Origin of the sequence: Levilactobacillus parabrevis, from assembly GCF_044051715.1 — a bacterium.
In the GTDB taxonomy this organism is placed as follows: domain Bacteria; phylum Bacillota; class Bacilli; order Lactobacillales; family Lactobacillaceae; genus Levilactobacillus; species Levilactobacillus parabrevis.
This window is the reverse complement of record NZ_CP168688.1, coordinates 443,043-462,559: the sequence shown is the minus strand read 5'-3', so window position 1 is coordinate 462,559 and position 19,517 is coordinate 443,043. Positions and strand designations below refer to the sequence as shown.

At 45.6% G+C, this 19,517-nt stretch carries 23 protein-coding genes and 1 pseudogene; 8 read left to right on the top strand and 16 right to left on the bottom strand.

What is annotated here, in order from left to right; translation table 11 throughout:
* Positions 1-58 precede the first annotated feature (58 nt).
* The 4 genes and pseudogenes from ACEPSU_RS02300 to ACEPSU_RS02285 form a co-directional block, all read right to left on the bottom strand.
* Positions 59-535 carry a hypothetical protein gene (locus tag ACEPSU_RS02300; RefSeq protein ID WP_395323509.1) on the bottom strand — a complete coding sequence of 159 codons (477 nt, stop codon included), beginning with the start codon at positions 533-535 and terminating at the stop codon, positions 59-61.
* A gap of 42 nt (positions 536-577) precedes the next feature.
* A pseudogene (locus tag ACEPSU_RS02295) lies at positions 578-769 on the bottom strand (hypothetical protein); the annotation flags it as partial.
* Entirely contained in the window at positions 747-1,118 is a 372-nt protein-coding gene (locus ACEPSU_RS02290; protein ID WP_395322622.1) for a hypothetical protein, read from the bottom strand. The pseudogene ACEPSU_RS02295 and the gene ACEPSU_RS02290, both read right to left, overlap by 23 nt.
* Positions 1,119-1,673, bottom strand: a complete 555-nt coding sequence (locus ACEPSU_RS02285) for an ImmA/IrrE family metallo-endopeptidase (protein WP_395323508.1) — start codon at positions 1,671-1,673, stop codon at positions 1,119-1,121.
* Positions 1,674-2,190: 517 nt separating this feature from the next.
* Here ACEPSU_RS02285 and ACEPSU_RS02280 point away from each other — a divergent pair.
* The 3 genes from ACEPSU_RS02280 (at position 2,191) to ACEPSU_RS02270 (ending at position 5,283) form a co-directional block, all read left to right on the top strand.
* The gene (locus ACEPSU_RS02280; protein WP_395322618.1) at positions 2,191-3,501 is read left to right on the top strand and encodes a tyrosine-protein phosphatase; all 1,311 of its coding nucleotides are present in this window, start codon (positions 2,191-2,193) and stop codon (positions 3,499-3,501) included.
* 419 nt (positions 3,502-3,920) lie between these two features.
* The gene (locus ACEPSU_RS02275) at positions 3,921-4,244 is read left to right on the top strand and encodes a hypothetical protein (RefSeq protein ID WP_395322616.1); all 324 of its coding nucleotides are present in this window, start codon (positions 3,921-3,923) and stop codon (positions 4,242-4,244) included.
* A gap of 10 nt (positions 4,245-4,254) precedes the next feature.
* A complete protein-coding gene (locus ACEPSU_RS02270) occupies positions 4,255-5,283 on the top strand; it encodes a hypothetical protein (RefSeq protein ID WP_395322614.1) in 1,029 nt (342 codons plus the stop codon).
* A gap of 245 nt (positions 5,284-5,528) precedes the next feature.
* Here the strand turns inward: ACEPSU_RS02270 and ACEPSU_RS02265 are convergent, their stop codons facing one another.
* On the bottom strand, positions 5,529-6,230 hold the full coding sequence (locus ACEPSU_RS02265) for a reverse transcriptase family protein (RefSeq protein WP_395322612.1): 702 nt from the start codon (positions 6,228-6,230) through the stop codon (positions 5,529-5,531).
* Between the two features lie 39 nt (positions 6,231-6,269).
* On the opposite strand from ACEPSU_RS02265, the gene ACEPSU_RS02260 reads away from it, so the two are divergent.
* A complete protein-coding gene (locus ACEPSU_RS02260; protein ID WP_395322366.1) occupies positions 6,270-7,001 on the top strand; it encodes a helix-turn-helix domain-containing protein in 732 nt (243 codons plus the stop codon).
* 5 nt (positions 7,002-7,006) lie between these two features.
* Complete coding sequence (locus ACEPSU_RS02255) at positions 7,007-7,846, top strand: IS3 family transposase (protein WP_234898053.1); 840 nt, start codon at positions 7,007-7,009, stop codon at positions 7,844-7,846.
* A 12-nt stretch (positions 7,847-7,858) separates the two neighbouring features.
* Here the strand turns inward: ACEPSU_RS02255 and ACEPSU_RS02250 are convergent, their stop codons facing one another.
* The 3 genes from ACEPSU_RS02250 to ACEPSU_RS02240 form a co-directional block, all read right to left on the bottom strand.
* Positions 7,859-8,284 carry a hypothetical protein gene (locus ACEPSU_RS02250; RefSeq protein WP_395322610.1) on the bottom strand — a complete coding sequence of 142 codons (426 nt, stop codon included), beginning with the start codon at positions 8,282-8,284 and terminating at the stop codon, positions 7,859-7,861.
* Positions 8,285-8,521: 237 nt separating this feature from the next.
* Entirely contained in the window at positions 8,522-8,815 is a 294-nt protein-coding gene (locus ACEPSU_RS02245; RefSeq protein ID WP_395322608.1) for a hypothetical protein, read from the bottom strand.
* Between the two features lie 6 nt (positions 8,816-8,821).
* Entirely contained in the window at positions 8,822-9,670 is an 849-nt protein-coding gene (locus ACEPSU_RS02240) for a hypothetical protein (protein WP_395322606.1), read from the bottom strand.
* Between the two features lie 189 nt (positions 9,671-9,859).
* Between ACEPSU_RS02240 and ACEPSU_RS02235 the strand changes: the two genes are divergently transcribed.
* On the top strand, positions 9,860-11,035 hold the full coding sequence (locus tag ACEPSU_RS02235; protein WP_395322604.1) for an IS256 family transposase: 1,176 nt from the start codon (positions 9,860-9,862) through the stop codon (positions 11,033-11,035).
* Between the two features lie 145 nt (positions 11,036-11,180).
* On the opposite strand, the gene ACEPSU_RS02230 is transcribed toward ACEPSU_RS02235, so the two are convergent.
* From ACEPSU_RS02230 to ACEPSU_RS02220, 3 genes are all read right to left on the bottom strand, one after another.
* The gene (locus ACEPSU_RS02230) at positions 11,181-12,119 is read right to left on the bottom strand and encodes an ATP-binding protein (protein ID WP_395322592.1); all 939 of its coding nucleotides are present in this window, start codon (positions 12,117-12,119) and stop codon (positions 11,181-11,183) included.
* Between the two features lie 18 nt (positions 12,120-12,137).
* Positions 12,138-12,668: a helix-turn-helix domain-containing protein gene (locus tag ACEPSU_RS02225; RefSeq protein ID WP_395322590.1), complete on the bottom strand. Its 531-nt coding sequence runs from the start codon at positions 12,666-12,668 to the stop codon at positions 12,138-12,140.
* A 457-nt stretch (positions 12,669-13,125) separates the two neighbouring features.
* Positions 13,126-14,340 carry a PLP-dependent aminotransferase family protein gene (locus ACEPSU_RS02220; RefSeq protein WP_395322588.1) on the bottom strand — a complete coding sequence of 405 codons (1,215 nt, stop codon included), beginning with the start codon at positions 14,338-14,340 and terminating at the stop codon, positions 13,126-13,128.
* On the opposite strand from ACEPSU_RS02220, the gene ACEPSU_RS02215 reads away from it, so the two are divergent.
* The gene (locus ACEPSU_RS02215) at positions 14,339-14,680 is read left to right on the top strand and encodes a hypothetical protein (protein WP_395361585.1); all 342 of its coding nucleotides are present in this window, start codon (positions 14,339-14,341) and stop codon (positions 14,678-14,680) included. The genes ACEPSU_RS02220 and ACEPSU_RS02215 overlap by 2 nt on opposite strands.
* A 296-nt stretch (positions 14,681-14,976) precedes the next feature.
* Positions 14,977-15,885, top strand: a complete 909-nt coding sequence (locus tag ACEPSU_RS02210; RefSeq protein WP_020088514.1) for a LysR family transcriptional regulator — start codon at positions 14,977-14,979, stop codon at positions 15,883-15,885.
* 162 nt (positions 15,886-16,047) lie between these two features.
* Here ACEPSU_RS02210 and ACEPSU_RS02205 read toward each other — a convergent pair whose 3' ends face one another.
* The 5 genes from ACEPSU_RS02205 to ACEPSU_RS02185 form a co-directional block, all read right to left on the bottom strand.
* Positions 16,048-16,740 (bottom strand): RloB family protein, encoded by a 693-nt coding sequence (locus ACEPSU_RS02205; RefSeq protein WP_395322584.1) that lies wholly within the window; start codon positions 16,738-16,740, stop codon positions 16,048-16,050.
* Positions 16,733-17,989: an AAA family ATPase gene (locus ACEPSU_RS02200; protein WP_395322582.1), complete on the bottom strand. Its 1,257-nt coding sequence runs from the start codon at positions 17,987-17,989 to the stop codon at positions 16,733-16,735. The genes ACEPSU_RS02205 and ACEPSU_RS02200 overlap by 8 nt, the downstream gene beginning before the upstream one ends.
* Before the next feature lie 217 nt (positions 17,990-18,206).
* Positions 18,207-18,452 (bottom strand): DUF2922 domain-containing protein, encoded by a 246-nt coding sequence (locus tag ACEPSU_RS02195; RefSeq protein WP_395322580.1) that lies wholly within the window; start codon positions 18,450-18,452, stop codon positions 18,207-18,209.
* A 31-nt stretch (positions 18,453-18,483) separates the two neighbouring features.
* Positions 18,484-18,681 (bottom strand): hypothetical protein, encoded by a 198-nt coding sequence (locus ACEPSU_RS02190; protein WP_260339678.1) that lies wholly within the window; start codon positions 18,679-18,681, stop codon positions 18,484-18,486.
* Between the two features lie 103 nt (positions 18,682-18,784).
* Positions 18,785-19,345, bottom strand: a complete 561-nt coding sequence (locus ACEPSU_RS02185) for a sigma-70 family RNA polymerase sigma factor (RefSeq protein ID WP_395322578.1) — start codon at positions 19,343-19,345, stop codon at positions 18,785-18,787.
* Between the last annotated feature and the right edge of the window lie 172 nt (positions 19,346-19,517).

The following is a 19,517-nucleotide window of genomic DNA, read 5'->3' as shown; positions in this document are numbered from 1 at the left end:
ACTAACGGTTATAAACAAAACGGACGTGATGTAAGCTTCTCATCACGTCCGTCTCAATCTAGTTTTCAACCACTTGATACCATTTGTTCACATCAACATGACCTGTATCCGCATACTTGGCCTTCAGAACGCCTAAGTACATGTAGAAGTCTGGAAACAAATCCTCTGTTCGATAGTAATAAGAATTTAGTTTACTTTTAATATCATTCACAGCTGTCGCAAGAACATTTACTTTTACGCGTTCTTCATCTTGCGCAACTGGTAAGTCTCCGTCAGGAAGATTTACAGCTGTTGCTGAATCCAACGAGCTTCGAACGTATTGCAATCGCAAGCAGACTCGGGGAATCTTGTTCTCCCCTGACAATCCGTTCATATCCAACTTATCGAAATTCAGAAAGGCACCCTTTTGAACTGAAATTCGCCTATTCTGCTCCCGCTTAACGACTTCCTGATACAATGAATTCTGCCCATCTTCGCGAACAAAAAAGATGTCGAGCTGGGGTTCGTCACCCTGATTGGCATACCCGTCTACCATGAACAGCAAAGAAATAAATGGATTCGAACTAACATCAATCAGTGGCGTCCCCAATCCATAATGCTGTAACTCCGCTAAATTTGCAGCTCGCTTATCTAGATTGTCATGAATCGAAAAATACGAGACATTTTCCGGGAATTTTTGAGCAACTGATTTATAAATTTGCTCGTAGTTACGCCTAAAATCGTCCGTATATCCCGTGACCCCTTTTCTAAAGAGGGTTGGCCCGCAAATCCCAGTTGCCTGGTTGTCCCCGATATACAGTCTTATATCCTTGCTCCAAACGACTACTGATCTGATCGATAATTTCCTTCAAAGCATAAAATACTGACCAGGACGAATGATCCTCCGTATAGGCATGATCAACCTCTAAGCTTTTAAACACTGGTCCCAAACTTTCCTGCAATTCCTTTAGTAATTCGCTTTTATGTGACTCACCGTCAACTTTAATCTGCTTCAATAAATAGATTAAATTGCCATCAAACTCCGTGTTAGTCAATTGCAAGTCAACATTCATCGTATCAAATACCTTTTTAGCATCATATAGTTCCTGTTTGGATTGATAATTATCTGTCACTGCCACTCACTTATCCTCAGCTGGGACAAAAATCCCTAGATTATCAATCCGATATTTCATCGCCATCGTTGATACGTCTAACTGTCCAGCAACCATCTTAATAATTGACTTGACCTCCGCCATTTGTAAATGACGACCATCCAGATGTTGGTCTGAAATGGCTTGCCTAACACCTCGTGATACTAAAACTTTGGGCATCAGAAACTGCGCAGCAAAAGCATTTGCAAAAACTTCATCCTGCCGATCTTCAGAACTATAGTCACTAGAATCATCATTGCGATTAGCGTATCGCACATTTTGCATAGCATGGCCCAGTTCATGAGCCATCGAAAATCGCTGGCGTTGCCGATTCTCAGAACCATCAATAAATATATCATTATTGCTGATCTTGCCACTGCCGTTCATTTGCTTCTCAATGTGGACCTGAAAATTAAGCTCTTTGAGAAATCTTTCAACATCAACAGGTCCTTCAACTTCTTCATTAGGATTCACGTGTCCATCTTTATTCAAACTATTTAAGCGTGAAATGAAGTCACTTGAAAATATCTCGTTTAATTTCATCATCGGCCTCCCATCGATCAGCTTTACTTTCTAAGTACTAAAGGTAAATATTACTTACCTCTGTCTATTATACAGATTACACTTAAGAATATGCCATTAACAGGCCCTTTTTTAGAAAACAGTCTAAATCTCCAACTGTTGTATAGATTCTCGTCTCAAAGACTTACTGAACTTGTCCCAGCATAACACGCCCCGTGGCAAACCCCTAGAACTATCATATTACACATAAATTGATCATCACACACAACTATAATCCTAGAATGACGCCTATCACCAATAACCTCTTCACCTGCACCTCTGCCTCATAATTTTATTAATAATCTATTCAGGCCGCGCCCAATCCCACGCCCAGAATTCAGCCCCATACCCGGCCAGCTCACGATTATCTAGCTCCAACAACTAATTCATCATTTCACAAACATTTACCGAGTTTATACATAAAATCTACAATACCGCAACATTCTCCTGCTATACTCTGTTCTTGTCATCAAGTAAAAAACATCACAGGAGGATTCATATGCAACGCGCAACGATCGTCAAATCACTAAGTCTCGCCTGGGTGGCCCTGTCTTTGGGTGGCCTGGGAACGTCCAGCGCCTTAGCCGCAACGACCGCCACACCAGAAACCGCTCCAATCACGCAGACTGCGGCACCGACCACGACCCAGCCCAAGCCTGGATCGCCAGAATATCCCGCATACTTAGCCGACCAGGTCGCGCAATACGGTGACGTTAAAGACACCCTGATTCCTCTTGAAGGTACCAAGAATACCCGAGACATTGGCGGGTACAAGACAGCCGATGGCAAATGGCAAATTCGCCAAAACCGGCTCCTCCGTTCTGATAACTTAAGCGCACTGACCCCTAGCGACGCAAACAAACTGGCCAAAGATCACCACGTAACCTCTATTGTTGACTTTAGAACGCCCGGTCAACAAGACAAGCAACCCGACAAAGCCATCCCCGGAGCGTCTCTGACGTCCATTTCAATCCTGGGGAACCTCGCCGACACCAACGGTAAGGGCGACGGCGAGTTCTACAACTGGCAATTGGAATTCGGCTACCACGCTGTAACGGGCTACCATCAATTCTTGAACATGCTGCTGACCAATCCGAACGCCACGCTCTACCACTGTAGCTCAGGCAAGGACCGGACAGGTATCGGGACCGTCCTGATCATGACCATTCTGGGGATGGACCGGAAGACGATCGTCAATGATTTTCTCCAATCTAACCAGACTGGGCGTCACGTCGAACGGGCTTGGATCATGGAATACTACCGAGAAATCTTCGCGCGCTATGGGACGATGGACAAATACATCAATGACTTGCTGAAGTTCACGCCGGCCCAACAGGACCAGTTACGTGCCAAGTACCTGGTCTCCACGGATGGTAAGAACACACCTTACCCAGCCGCCACGCAACCCAGTGCGCCGCAGGTTCCCAGCACACCGGCTCCGGCACCAACGCCAACACCGGAACCTGAGAAACCAACGCAACCAAACAAGCCTACACCCAACAAACCAGCTCAGAATAGTAAGCCGACTGCTAAGCCACACAAGAAGCAGCCTAAGGCTAAAATTGTCTCAATGAAGAAATTCAACACGAAATTTAATTACCGTTTAAAGGCTAATAAGAAAACCTTCAAAGACGTCTACCTCCACAAACTGAAGGGCCACACGCCCAAAAAGTCTGTTAAGAAGTGGAAGTTAGTCAAGGTTACCAAGGTGAAATTCAAGGGTAAGATCACCACACACTACCAAGTGAAGGACCGCGCTGGCCATCAAGTCTGGATTCTAAAAGGACACGTTGTCAAAATTCACAAATAACCCTAAGTCAGCGACACTAATCACCAAAGCGGCGTTCTTCCTACGAAGGACGCTGTTTTTGCATGGCGTGATCAACAAAATCCCTCTGAATAATCACGCTCAGCAACCCCCATTTAAATCCCGAAATTCACGTCCCTAGCTTAACCAAAACTAAAATCCACGCGACTTTTTCGTCAGAGTCCCCGAATAATCTAGCTACTGAATCAGTCCCTACCATCAGCCGCGGCAGTCCCACACATACTCATCTCAGCTGTACTCTGTTACCATCCAACACTCGTCCCAGCCACGCTAGCAAACGCTGAGATTGACGTCTAAGTACGAACTCCCCGACCACGAAAATATGGCCGAATCCTTTGCTATACTATCCCCTGTTAAGTCGTGATTGACTTAGCCACTCAAATATAAGGGAGACAATGGATATGCAATCAAGCTTAAAGAAATCACTTTACGTTGGCCTAACTGCCCTGAGTTTTTCGGGGATTGCGACCGCCACTGCGACGACTGCTTCTGCCAAGTCCTACGCGACCGCTGGTGCCTATACCACTTTACAAACGGACGAGAGCTCGCGAAACGTTGAAGTTAACGGGTCCAACGCCCTCTACTCCAAACCCAGCACGGTCAAGGGGGCCAAAGTGGTCGCTTCCAAAGCAACCATGAAGACCTTAGCAGCTTCCAAAAAGCCCGCTAGTTACTTCCGCGCTTACGGTCAAGAAGACCGCCAACCGTGGCTCCGTTTACTATAAGATTGTTTCCATGGACGGCAAATATCGTGGCTACATTTACGGCGGGAAGACGGCCGGCACGTTTGCCGGTGGAATCACTTCAGCCAATACCACGACGACGGCAACCACGCCATCGACGAAAACTTACTACTTAAAGAATCCGGGTACGGCGAATACGCTGTGGAGTGCTCCTAAGTACACCCAATATAAGGCAAGCAAGGTCATCAACAGTACGTCTGCATTGGCTTCTGATTCCTTCACGGTGGACTCCGCGGCCACGAAGACCAAAGAAGGCTCCCTGTACTACCACGTAACTGATAACAACAATACCAAGGTCACGGGCTGGATCTACGCAGGCGCCCTGCAGACTGGCGAAAACAGCACTATCACCAGCGCCAAAAGTATCACGGTTAACTACGTGGATAACACTACGGGTAAGACCGTGAAGAGTGGCGTGCTGATCACCACATCGAGTGCTAAACCTGGCGCCGCCTTAGGCACGGATGATGCCGCAACTGTCAATAAAGACATTGCCGCCTCGACCTACCTGCCAGCCGGCTATAGCCTATCAAACGCCTCAAACAGCTACGTCTCAGACACGACGACTTGGGGCAGTAGCGTGACAGTACCAGTGACGGCTAACGCGGCCGCAGGGATTACCGTGGCCAGCTCATACGCGCTGAACGCTACCTCTGGCGCCAGTGAAAAATTGACCACGACGGACGCCTTAGCTGCCGATGGGAGTACGGCGGTCGCCACGGATCAAACCAACTTCACGGCGGATTACCAAGGTGTAGGTGGCACGACTGCTTCACAGAGTGGCTTGGCGACGGCATTGACCTCGGCTAAATTAAACAAGATCTACGTACCCGTCTACGAATCGGATGGCACGACCCAATCCACCAACGCAGCTGGCAACAAGCTCTACACCAAGTACACGCTGAACACGGACACCTTACCAACGGGCATCACCTTCGGCAGTTCATCATTAGTTCTGAACTACAACGCTGCTGGAAACTATGCTTTGACGACTGGTAGTGGTACCATGACGGCCGAATAAGCTTGATTTAGCGTCAAAGTAACCCTGAGACTGCAACTACACCTCCAAACAGAATATGAGAGCTGTCCCGCATAAGCAGCTCCGGAATATAGGAAACGGGAGAAAAACCATGAATTTTGGTTTTTTTCCCGTTTTTGGAGACGAACTTACAATTGAATTGCAACATTAATTGTAAATACGACATGTACTAAAAAAAATAAGAATAAAATCCTCATTCAAACCTGAGGGCCAACACTTCTATAAAATCAATCCATATACTCCGCTATTTTATCGACTAAACGTTGTTTCACCGTTTGAAACTGCCTAATTTGCGGATTAACAAAGAGAACAAAATTAACTTTTCCAAGTAAACTTCTGAGATATCTCACAATATCACTATTTGTTGGTGTACTTTCAATTTTATTTTCCACATTCTTTTCAAGATCTCCATCTAACGCATAGTGACATTCCAATCTCAAAGATCTGCGGAAACTACGAGGCGTGTTTAATTTTTCATTGACTAAAATCCCAGTCACGATTTGATGGTTATTATCTCTCAGTACTCTGACTTTCGATGTATTCAATTTTAAACCCATAACTGCCAACATCTGTGAAACGACTCTAATCAATTCATTTCGCTTCTTCAAATTACCCGAAAAAGTCATATCATCAGCGTATCGAGTGTATCGAATCCCCTTGCTTAAACAATATTCACTAAGTTTAGCATCAAAATTATTCATTACTAGATTACTTAAAGCTGGGCTAGTGGGCGCTCCCTCAGGTAAGCCACCTTTTAAGGTAACACACCTTGCCAACAAGACTGACACGCCTGTCGCATACCCGCAGTCCACAAATACATGATAAATGCTTGAAGTAGAAATACTTGGAAAGAAATCTTTTATATCAAGTTTTAAAATCACCTTTTGCTTTCTATGATAGGATATACTCCTCTTTAGGTAGACAAGCAAATAACTAAAGCTTGTTTATCTAGAGAGGAGTTTTTTCTTATGGGCCGAAGAGGGTCTAGATATACAGTTGAGGAAAAATATTTTTACGTTAAATTGGTTCTCGACGAGGGTAACTCTTATCACGCCATTCAACGAGAATATGGCATTCGACATACTCAGGTAGAACAATGGGTAGAAAGATATCGAAAACATGGTCTAGAAGGTCTAAAACGACAGCCGACCAATCAAGCATATACCCGAGACTTCAAGGTTAAACTAATCAATATTTACCTTGAAGGACAGACCTCCTACCGCAAATTAGCTAAGCAATTCAATATTCCTAACGCTGGTATTATCTATCAGTGGGTGAACCTGTATACTAGTGGTAAATTACCAAAAACCACTAGGAGGTTAGTTTCTATGAATGGCAGAAAGACTACCCAACTCGAACGTATTGAAGTCGCACAATGGATCATCGAAAACGATTTTGATTACAACAAGGCAACCCAAAAGTTCAAAATATCTTACAATCAGGCATATAACTGGACCAAGAAATTTCAAGATGGTGGTGCCGAAGCATTGCAAGATCGTCGCGGCAAGTCAAAAGCTGACAAACCCAATCTAACTGAAGCTGAACAGCAAGAATTGCGGATCAAGCAGCTGGAGGCACGTAATGAGCATCTGGCGTTAGAGAATAAATTACTAAAAAAATTGGACGAGATAGAGAGGACGGATGCAGTTCAATCCAAAAATATCGTGCCATTCAGGCACTCTCACAAGAAGCGTCGATAAGCTATATGTGCCAGTATCTAGGTGTTTCACGAGCTGCCTATTACAAGTGGCTTAAACGAAGACCTAGTCACCGAGAACAAGAAGATAAAATGATTGTCGAATACGTTGTCAAACTAGAGGAAGATAATAACTATATCTTTGGGGTTAACCGATTGGTCACATATGTCAATATGGAGACTGAGTATCATGTTAGTAGCAATAAAATGCGAAGAATCATGCATGATTATCGGATTGTCGCCTCAGTTCGAGTCGCAAAACATGATCGAAGGTCAGAACAAAAGCAAGCTGTGTTTGACAATAAATTACTGACTGATAAGGCGACCCATAAGTTCCACCCAGACCGTTCTAACGAGGTCTGGGTCACTGACTGTAGCGAAATTAAATATGGAATTAAGGGTACCGGCAAACTTCGCGTGAGTGCGATTAAAGATCTGTACGACCACAGTGTTATCGCATGGCGAGTAGAAGCCACTGAAACAGCCAACTTAGTTACAAAGACCTTTGAAGCGGCTTTGTCCGCCACATGCGGGAAAAAGCCGCAAATATTACACAGTGATCAAGGATCAAGCTATACTTCTGGAACATATAACTTGGCCCTAGCTAAGAATGGGATTACGCATAGCATGTCGCGCCCCGGAACACCAGGAGATAACAGCCCGATGGAAAGTCTGTGGAGCCATATGAAGACCGACTTTTTCACTTTCCGGCGGCCGTTATCAGAGGATGAGGCTATCATGATGGTCGCTGAGTTTATGGACTGGTATAACCAGCAACGTCGGCAAGAAACACTGAACGGCATGACTCCGGAAGAATACCGGAATCATGCCGTTCAGGAAGTCGCATAAGACTTTAGTTATTTAATTGTCTACTTGACAAGGAGTAGCCCCATATTTAGCATTATCTAGTAATGATGATGATTTTTTATACGCCTTTGCGTATGCACTAACACGCAAATTATTAATTATATTTTCCAAAATCCACGTTTGCAGTATTTTTAAAACTGGCAATGGCACCGAAATCGGCCTTTTTCCACCATTCTTTTTATCTAAGTTAAATGTCTTGTAAAAATTAGAGCGATCGCTATTTGACACTGCATACAAATAGCCTATCTTTACACCACTGAGTTTTGACAAATGATCTGCACTTAAAATCACCGGTACTTGATTCTCAATCTGTTTCTTTGCTTGTTCCAAATATTTATCAATATAACTGTTACTTTTACCGCTTAATACTGCCTCATTTATAAACCTATTTTTAAATTCATTAAACGAAATTTTTTCCATACCAAAAGACCCCATCACTTTATTTCATGTCTCCATAGAGGTCATAAACGATGCTGGTTTTGCATCGGTTGTGACCTCTATGGAGGGTGCCTAACGACCCCGTTAGGCACCTTAGTCTAGACAAGGCGACCTCCGGGAGCCTTGGGTAGACTGAGCTCGAAGTTCTGAATTCTTCCAGATGACGAAATCATCATCCCAGCACTTGAAACAGCCCAAGTGCAACTTGCTGATGGGGCCTTAAGGTAAGTATATATGATTATTAGATCCCTGTGAAGCAACTTGCGAAAAATCAGGATACACATGCCGATATATCCCTCTAAGAGCAAGTTCTCCAGCAAGTCTTTCATGTGCACGTTTCCCTTTATTGGTCACCTTATTATCTTGATCAATCCATTTAACACGCTGAAAGAAAGAAAACGTTCTAACATAACTGAGTTCATCATCAAATATAAAATAAGGAATCCTCATTTTTCTAATTAAGCAATCTAAAATACAATAATTTTTATAATCAATTATCATTCTCTGATCCATAATTTTTCACCTCACAAATGGCGGTAATATTTTTCTCCCATTTTTGCTACCTTTTTTAAAAAAACAGGGAACCGTATTATTAGGAGTTCTTGCCATAGTAACCACCACACCAGAACAATAATTGTCTTTTGCTTGCTTAACACCTAATGCTTTAGACAACTCTATGACAGTCTGATTATCACAAACCTTTTGAACTATCTCTGCGTAATATATATTCACGTCATCTGGAAGCTCTGATTTCAAATATTTAAACCCTTCAGCTGTAGACACCAAAACTAGCGCACCTTTTACCTGTATTCCCCGTTTTTTCCAATATTTATAACTCTTCATAAAACTTTGTCCAGTTCCAACAAAGTCATCAACCATTATCCACGGATTATTTTGATGACTTTCAATATACTTTCCGTTATACGAAAATTGTCTCGTCAAAGAAACATTACCTTCAAATGTTTTAAAAAAAGTTCCTTGGTATAGATATTGTACCAGATTAGAGCTTTTTACTTTCCTACTTTGTATCCCTTGAGCATCTACGACTGGTAAAAGATTGAAATTCTTTTTGCTGTCAAAATCTTTATGTAATTTAATAAAGGCACGTTTTAACAAGTCTGGGTAAGCTTCTATCGGAAAATAACTGTATTTTCTCACCATCTCGCAAAATTTCGTTTCCATTTTAGGGTTGCCTAGATTGGCATACTCAATTGTCAAGCGGTCAACAACCTCATCATAATTCTCTCTATCAAATAGATATCGTTGAAAAGTATCATTTTCTCTAACACATTCTTCAATTAATCTTCTGGGAACACTGATATCATCAAACGACAATGTCTTCTTCGAAGCTCTATATTTTCTTCTCACTTTCTAAACCTCACCCGCGCATGAAACGATTCTCGTTCGATTGGTTAATATACTAATTCTCAAATAAAAATAGAGAGCGTAAAATATCTTGTGTAAATGCATAAAAGATTTCTGAATTGTATAGAAATAGGGAATGCCTTCCCTTATGATATTTAGTAACCACAGAAAACATCACAGGAGGCATTCCCCATGAATGAACTTACCACAGAAATTATCGCTGCACTAGCCCAAAAGCAAGATTTGGACGAAGTTTTTCGTCACCACCTCGAAATTGCGATTAACCAGCTGCTTCAAACCGAATTGGCAGAGTTTTTGGGTTACGAACGCTACTCATACGCTGGGATTAACACTGGTAATAACCGCAACGGCAGTTATGAGCGCTCGTTTGATAAGAAGTACGGCCAACTTAACTTAACCATTCCTCGAGATCGCAATGGCCGGTTTGAAAATCATACCTTGCCAGCCTACGGTCGGCACAGTGATAATTTAGAAACAACGGTCATTCAGTTGTATACCAAGGGAATTACCACTGCTGAAATTGCCGAACTCATTGAGAAAATGTACGGTGCTCACTACTCCAAAGCCACGGTTTCCAACATGACTAAAGCCGTCAATGAACAGGTTCAAGCTTTCCAGCAACGTCGACTGGCTTCACAATATGCGGCCATCTTCTTAGATGCCACTTACTTGCCGTTAAAGCGGGATACCGTTCAAAAAGAAGCCGTTCATATTGCGATTGGCATTCGTCCAGATGGTACGAAAGAAGTGCTGAACTACCAAGTGGCGCCAACGGAATCGACTGGAATCTGGACTGAACTGCTGGGAACCTTGATCAAGCAGGGCGTTAAAGATGTGCTGTTGTTTGTGGCCGATGGGTTAGTTGGTTTGGATGAAGGCTTGAATCGGTATTTCCCTAAAGCCAAACGACAACGTTGCCTGGTTCATGTTGGGCGGAATCTGATGAACAAAGTTCGCGTAAAAGACCGCAAGGCCGTGATCAGTGACTTTAAACAAGTTCATCGGGCCGCCAACCGTGAAGCAGCCGAACTGAAACTGAATGAGTTCGCCAACAACTGGCATCAGAACTATCCCAAATTAATCAAAGATCTGCTTAAAATGCCGAATTTACTCACTTTCATGGACTTTCCACCAGCTATCCGGCAATCACTATACTCCACTAACCTGATTGAGAACTTTAATAAGCATCTCAAGCGCACCACCCACCACAAAGAACAATTTCCAACGGAAGATTCACTGGATCGCTTCCTGGTTTCTCAGTTTAATGTTTATAACGAGAAGTCTCTGAAGCGGATCCACCGAGGGTTCAAAGGACTCCAGGACACCTTGGAAGCATCATTTATTTAAGTTAGATACATATTATATGTACGAAGGCATTTCATTTACACAAGATTCTTGACGCTACCTTTTTTACCTTTAGTCTTCAAATAACACACATACTTGATAATCTACCAGCGACTTCCCATCTACGACCAGTTCACTAAGTAGCCTCTTATTTTTCCCTAATCATTTTCCTTAGCAGACTAGGCATTATTTGAAGCTGTGCCATGAGCTGTTCTTCACTTGAAGATATCCCGTATCGGGTCGATCTTGCTTTTCCATACTTTACCAAGATACCCTTTGCCAGTAAGGAATTTAGAGCCCCAGTTACCAAAGCTCTTGATGTCCCTGTTGACTTCTCGATCTCTTTATGGCTAAGTGCATTACCACCCGACACCATGATACTTTTTAAGATTTCTTTCTCTTTGTCATCAATATTCTCACCCTCAAAAGATCCTAGATAGGCGACCTTCCATATCTTTAAATTAGTTTGATCAATGTTTGTAGATATATTAGGAATTCTAAACTTACTCGTCACTGCAGCTTCATATATCTTTTCGCCACCTTGTCCCGCTCGCTCACCGTCACCCATTTGCACAAATAATTTAGATATAATTGGATTTCTTGTCTTAGTGTTATTGGTCGTGAAAAAATCTTGAGAAGGTATCTTCATCTTGCCTGGATTTGTAAAATTGTAAAAGTTTATATTCGCCTCTGCTACAATCGGCGCATCACCATAATAATCTGCATGCATGAGCATATTTATAATGGCTTCTCTAAGCGCAACTTCCATGTCCCCACCAGTATCTACACGCCTTAAATTAGCATCCAATGCAAAAGGATCTGGAATAGTACTTTCAATTGCACGAGTTACCCTTTCAAAAAAGGAAAACACATTCAAATTATCTTCTACGGACGAAATTCGCTTACTCCATCGTTCATTAAGATTAGTTTTATCAAAATAGTCCAATTGAAAATGTGGGAACGTATGCAAAATGGCATTGTTTTCTCCAAAGAACAGAAGTCCCCCAGCTGTTACACCATACTTCCCATCACTCTCATAATCTTTTGCTATCACACCGACCTTGATTAAAAAGTCATCGATATTCATAGTGCGATATCGTCTGTACTATTTTCTATCACCGAGTATTTTCTTATAACTCTCTATATCAGTTAAATTCAAGTCATCTTTCCCATAATTCTTTAGAACTTTTGTATCTAAATCATCCGCGGATTGACGCACAAGCGTACTCTTTTGTTCTCTGCTTGCTTTGCGATCAATAGCTCCTTGTCTGATATAGATTTGACCATGACTATAGACTGGTTTCCTATTATCAGGCGCCTCATCAACATTTATCTCAATAATCGTCAAACTCTCAACAGAAATAAGCTTAACATCTGCATTGCTGATTGTCTTAAAGCTGATTGCACTATCAATTGTTGACCAAAATTCATCAAGCACGCTCTGCGGATTCTGAATGCCAGTTATTTCGAATGACTTTTCATTTTCATTCTTCTCAGTTACCCCCAAAACAATGATTCCGCCGTCAGTATTCTCAAAGGAAGATATCGTTTCCCACAAGTCTTTGGTTAGTTTAGTCTTATTCCTTTTATACTCGCGATGTTCATTTTCGATGGGTAACTGCCTTGAATAGTCCATAACTCATTCACCTCAAGCCTAAGTGCCAAATTTTATTTAACGTCGTACTTCACACGATACAATTACACGGATGCAAATAAACCACTAACCAAAACCGCTACGCAATAGGGTTCAGCCACATTTACACTACCCCACAGATGCAGATAAATGCAGATAAATGCAGATAAATGCAGATACGCCACAGCTCTAAAACGCTCTATACTAGGATTTTGCTGCAATTTAGCCATTTTCAAATGCAGATAAATGCAGATATCTACTCAATACCCTTTATTCTAACTTAAATTCAGATTCATTAACACGACTGGCCCTACTTTTCATTTTACAAAGGGTATACTTCACAACTTTCGCTATTTTCCAACACTCCCCTATATTTGAATTGTACCGAACTAACGACTAAGCATCCGTGGCTTGGCCAACATCGGCCAGCTACGGATGCTTTTTCACTTCTCACTAGCCATTACACCACCGGCTTCACACCCCGCACGGCCCCTTTCACCGCATCACCCAGCCGATGCATCCCAGCATCAATCACGGCCGGCGTCAGGCCCGTGAAGCACAGGCGCAAGCTGTTGTGCACGTCGCGGCCTGGGTAGAAGTTGGTACCCGGCACGTAGCTCACGTGGGCCTGCGGAATTACCGTATCCCGAAGCAAGGCTGCTGCATCGATTTCCTCCGGCAGGGTCACCCAATCAAAGAAGCCCCCGACTGGCTGCGTGTAGCTGACGTCATCCGGAAAGTAAGCCCCCAACGCGTGAACCATCGCCGCACACTGCTCGCGGTAACTGGTCTTCAGCGCTGTAATGTGTGCGTCCAAATCGTTGGCATCCAGATAGGCATCGATGGCCGCGTGCACCACGTTGCCAGTCTCCAAGTCACTAGCTACTCGCACGCGCATAATCGCCGCCAGCAGGTCGTTATCGGCCACCAGCCACCCCGTCCGTAGCCCCGGCATCAGAATTTTCGACAAGCTCGACACGAAGACCACCCGGCCCTCGGTGTCGAAGCTCTTAATGGCGGGCAATGGTGCGTGTTCGTAGCCCAGATCGCGGTACGGCGAATCCTCCAAGATGATGAAATCATAGCGATTGGCGAGGGCCACCAGTTCCCGACGCTTCGTTACGCTCATGGTGATCCCGGTCGGGTTGTGGTAGTCCGGCACGGTGTAGAGTAACTTGATCTGTGGGTGACGCTTCAACGTCTCCTCCAATTGGTCGAGATCCAAGCCATCCGCCTGAAGCGGCACCGCGTGGTAGGTCGGCTGGTACAGGTCGAACGCCGCCAGTGCGCCCACGTAGGTCGGCACCTCCACGGCTACCTCGTCCCCCACGTTCAGGAGCGCCTTGGCCACCAGCTCGATGGCCTGTTGCCCACCGACCGTCAAGACGACGTTGTCAGCGGTGGTTGTAACCTGCCCCCATTTACCGATGCGCGCCGCTAACTTCGCCCGCAAGTCCGGATTGCCCTGCGCCGTCTGGTACTGGAAGAGGTGCGCCCCAGTCTGCGCAATAGCTGTGTCAAACGCCGTCTGCATGGCCGCTACCGGAAAGAGGCTCTCGTTCGGACTCCCCGCCGCAAAGGAAATCGCACGCGGATCGGCATCTTGCGGAAACAAGCCACTCAAAGCGGAAGGAACATCAGGATTAACGCGTTGTGCAAACAAGTCATTTAACATGGCACTCACACCTTTCTGGAAAATCTTGGAAACTGGTTTAATGACGAAGCAGATTGATGGTCAACTCGCCTTGCCGGGTGGCGCCATTCGCCTGGGACGCGGTGGGCGGACCTTCTTAAAGCTTATTTATCCTTTTATCTCTATTTCTATATTTACCTATAATCCTATTTCCCTTTATCCTCATTTTTTGACAACCATCCAAGCAGGTTGGACAAATCCGCAGTCACGGTTAAATCCGACGCAAACCGTTGTCGGGCCCCCATCCACCATGTCAGCCGCAGGGCTGGTGAAAATGGGCTCAGCCGTGGGAGTTGTCTTAGCGGTGGGTTCTGCCGGTTAGACAACTGGTGGTGGGGAGACTCGTTTCCTAGAGGCTCACCGCCAAGCCGGAAGACCGCCCTGTGGCTTCCGGCGTCCGCCCACAGCGCCCTGCCCATTTTCACCAGCCCTGAGGCGCTGAACAGCCGCGAGTTAAGCGGCCCAACAACTAATTGCCACCACGAATTAACCCAACTGCCAATTGCCACTACCTGCTTTTCAAGGAGTATGATAGAATACCGTTGACAGAAAAACTATTTCAACTATCTAGAAATAGCATGAATGTAATTCATCTTAACCAATTTGGAGGTGTCCCCGATGTTACCGTTTGCCTATCGCGTCTTTCAAACTATTGTGCAGGAACAGACCTTTTACCGGGCTGCTCAAACGCTGAACGTGACGCCCTCAGCCATCAGCCACTCGGTCAACCAGCTGGAAAAAGAGCTGGGTTTTCCGTTATTCATCCGCAACCGGACCGGCGTCGAACTGACACCGGACGGGCAGACCATTCTGCCCCTGATTCAAGCCATCATCAACGCCGAGGACCGGCTTCAACAAGCCGCCGCCAACATCAACGGCCTCAACGCCGGTTCCGTGCGGATGGGCGCCTTCTCGTCCGTCTGTATCAACTGGCTACCCCCGATCATTCGGCAATTTAAACAGGATTTCCCGCAGATCGACATCAACGTCGAGCAGGCCGACTTCAGTAGTATCGCCTCCGCTGTCAAGACCGGCCGACTGGACCTGGGACTCTCCGCGTTACCGGTGGCGGAAAAGCTGACCGTCCTACCACTGGTCAAGGACGAGATCTACTGCATCACACCAACTGATTTCATCCCCGCCAACCGCACGACGGTGACCGCCGCCGACCTCGCCGACCAGAATTTCATCCTGCAACGGGGCGACTACGACAAGGACACCAAGGCGGCGCTGGACCACTACCAGATTCGGCCCAACGCGCTCCGTTTCTCCATCGACGACCAGTCCATTTTGGCCATGGTTGAAGCTGGCATGGGGATGGGCATCTTGCCCGAACTGGCGTTGGAACGGGTCAGCGGGAACGTCAACGTCTACCCATTTGACACCAAGTTCTTCCGCACCATCTGCCTGGTGGTCAACTCGGAACAGGCCAAGGCCCCCTCGACCGCCAAGATGATTGCGGCCATCACCGACTACGTGACGGCGAAGTACCCGGACAAGGTGCTGGCGCATCCGCACGTGGGGTAGCGTACTGCGCTTGGTGATGGTCAGATTAGCCCCTTTAGTGAGTAACGTCTTATGGGTTATTTCAATTCGTCTGACACTCCCATACTTAAACTGTTCAAACTAAACAGTCGCAATCCGTATCGCCATTAATCTGGTGACTCGAATTGCGACCTTTTAGTCGATCTATTTTTTCAAATTCTTTCGTAGTGTATCGGCCCGCTGTCCCAATGCGGTCAATTCCGCAACCAATTGATACACAGCCGTTCCAGGGTTTCGCTGATGATATGGTATATTCGCCTGATAATATCCAGCCAATTTCTTTGCGAACCGGATAGCTTGTTGACGTTTCTCTGGTGTGAAAAGCTGGAGAATCCGCGCCGAATTCTTTTCATATTTACCTTGAATACCATTTGTCTGCATATGCTGCGTTAACTTCATCTTGTACTCTTCACGATCAATCGCCGCATTGAGAAATTCAAAGTGAAGGAGGTACCATAGCTCAAACGAATCGTTGCTCCACGCTGCATGCCAGCCTAATTGTTCCGCTGATTTGATTGCATTATCGAATTTATCTAACGGAATATCGTCCTTATCAAATACAATCCACACATGTTCAAACAAGGTGGGGCTGAGTTGAATAACTTCTGCCACGCGCTCAATCAGTGTCAAATTACTGACACCAGTCCCTTTGACAGTCAGGCTAGGGATGGTTACCTCAATCCGATTAGCCAAGCCGGCGTATTTCTGCTCCAGTTCCTCTGCCAGGTCTCTAAAGTAAAGGACCTCGGTTTGAATCCCCTCAGTTGCAATCAAATAACTACCCGGCAATGGCAATGATCGTTTGTGCTTCGGCCTTTTACCGATTCGTTTAGACATCCGCATCCCCCAGACGTTTTAGCATCGGTGTTGCTCGAAATTTTCCCAAAATATAGTCTTTTCCGTAACTCGCATCGTTGCGCACCTTTTTACCTTCATCCAGTCGAATCGTATCCAGCGAGTATAGGTCGGAACGCCCATTCTCATCTTTGTTCACAAACCAGACTTCGTCACGCCGGAAATTATCTCTATCCAACGTAAATAGTTCTTGTGTGGTGAAAATCAGCTGCGCACCTTTAGGGTTAAGGGCCGGATCATGAAACATAATCAGAATATAACGGAGCAGTAACGGATGCAATTTAGCATCCAGTTCATCGATCAAAATGGTATTTCCTTGCTCTAAAGCTTGTTTTAAATCGACGTAAAGCATCAACATCTTTCGTGTGCCGCTAGATTCCGCCGCGATCGGTGTCTGCATGAGCTTACCCGTTTGCGGATGGCGATGAAAGGCAACTACCCGTTGATGCGGCTCAGTATCACTAGCCAGATTATGGTCATCGCTCACTACGCCTAACCCCGCGATTCCAACATCGACAGCACGGATAAACGCTTCAAACCGTGCCTTTTCTGTCTCATCTGTCAGTAAATCAACCAATGGATTTCGTGGACGATGGGTCTGTAATCGCTGATTCTTGTTGATCTCACCTCGTGGGTCCCCGTAATCCAGGACCTGCACATTTCGAAACCAGGCCATGACTTCCTTAATCACCGACAAATTTAATCGTGCAAGTGCCGATAATAGGAGCGTTCCCGGTTCAATCAGTCTCTCTAGGGTTTGAACTTCAGCTTGCGTCGTAATTTTCCCAGTAATCCCCGTTGCCGTCCGGTCAAAAATTTCCAGATACTGTTCACCAACGCGCTGTTTATCGCGCTGATACAGATATTCTGCTGTAATTGTCCCTTGCACACAAGAAAAACCATATTGATAGATATTAGTTGCCGTTGAGAAAAGAACACTAAATTCCGTAGGCGTTGTGGAATCTTCAAACCAAAAGGGCTTCACTTTGCGCAAAGCATCTTCATCGGAAAACGAAGCCAACACAACGTAAGACATTGCTTGAAATGCTTTAAGAACGTTACTCTTCCCAGAGGCATTGGCACCATAGAGTGCCGCCAGCTTCAACACGGGTTCATGTAGAACATCCACCACTACATCCGCCGGCAAATCTTTGATGGCGGATGCCGTCAAATCTAACGTTGCCTCTTCCTGAAAGGATTTAAAGTTTTTAAACGTAAATTGATGGAGCATCGTCATCACCTCTATGCGAAGAATACCTGATATGATGGTAATTTACAAGTAATTGAGATTATTTCTCAAATATAATATTATTTGTACATTAATGGCGTTTCGTGGACCCAACGACTCCACAGACTCTTTATGTACCCCAACCGGCCACCACACCTCACAAGGAAGTGGCGACCGCAGGGGTGTTGCGTTACGAGTGACTAATTACAGATGGTACGGGTTAGACGGCGGGTGCCGGTACGGGTTGTGGTCCGCCCACTAAGGCCGTCTTGGTCGTTTCCACGATTTCGGCACGCAGGGGTTCGGCGTACAGATCCACCTCGCCCTTGGCGAATAACTTGGCATCGGCAACTTGCTTCATCAATGCTTGGACTTCCGTTGGCGTGAGGTCGGCGTTGACGTACTTGAGGCGCAGGTGCTTGACGCGTTTGTCGGAACCTTTAAAACTCAATTCTAATGTCTTCATAGAGAGACTTCCTTTCTATTCTGCGGGAGAGTTAGGCGACGGCGCTTTGGCTGGACACGACGGCGTTGCGGAACGGTAAGCCGGTCAAACCGGAGAGGACGGTGCCGAAATCTTCGACTTGCTTGGCGGCTGGCGCGTTGACCGCATTTTGTAGCACAATCTTAACGGGCTTGTCGTCGATGCCGGCGAAGATGAAGGTGATAGTCGTTTTCTTCCAATTTGTTTGCATGGGTGGTGCTCCTTCCGTGGTGCGAAATTTTATAAGTGGCTGGCCAACCCTTACACTTATTACTAATGTAAAAAATCGAAAATCAGTCTCACTTATTTTCAAATTATTCAAAAAAACTTTCTGGCGGGGCCAAATGATGGACCAATCGGCGTAGCAGTGACCGCCGCCACCGAAAGACGGTCGCCCGGCCAACGCCGTGTTTGATAGCAATCTCCTCCGGTGTGAGCTGATCGATTAAGGTCCCGACCAGAAATCGCCATTCGCCGGTATTCCCCGCGCCACCAATCAGCTTGATGAGGTACGTGCGAAAGTCGTTGAGCCCAATGGCATTCAGAATATCCTCGTCGCTAGCCAGCTCATCAATGATCGGCGTGTGGTCCCCCGGTTCCATGGGAATATCCTGACGGCGATCGTTCCGCAGCTGGTTACCCACATGCCAGACTAGGGCCTGCTGGGCGAACGCCAACAACTGGTGGGGTTGGCGTTCTGGGTCACCGGGAAAGTCGGCGTAGGCTTGGGGGAAATACAGCCGGGCCTCTTGGAGATAATCCTCGTAATCGTCCTGATCTGGGCGTAACCGCAGACGTTTCAGGGCGGCGTAAATAATAGTTTCGTGATCGCCGGTGTACAAGAAGCGGTACGCGGCGGCGTTATCGGTGGTCAATATGAATCATCCCTTCACTCGTGGTGATCCATAGCGCTATGGTCAGCCCCCACTTTACCGGAGTTCAGCGATAACACCTAAGGCGGATTATTTCGTAAAACAGGTGGAAAATTCGGCTTAATTTTATCCGTTTTCATCGGAAAATCGTGAAAAAGCCGGCACACCGCGATTG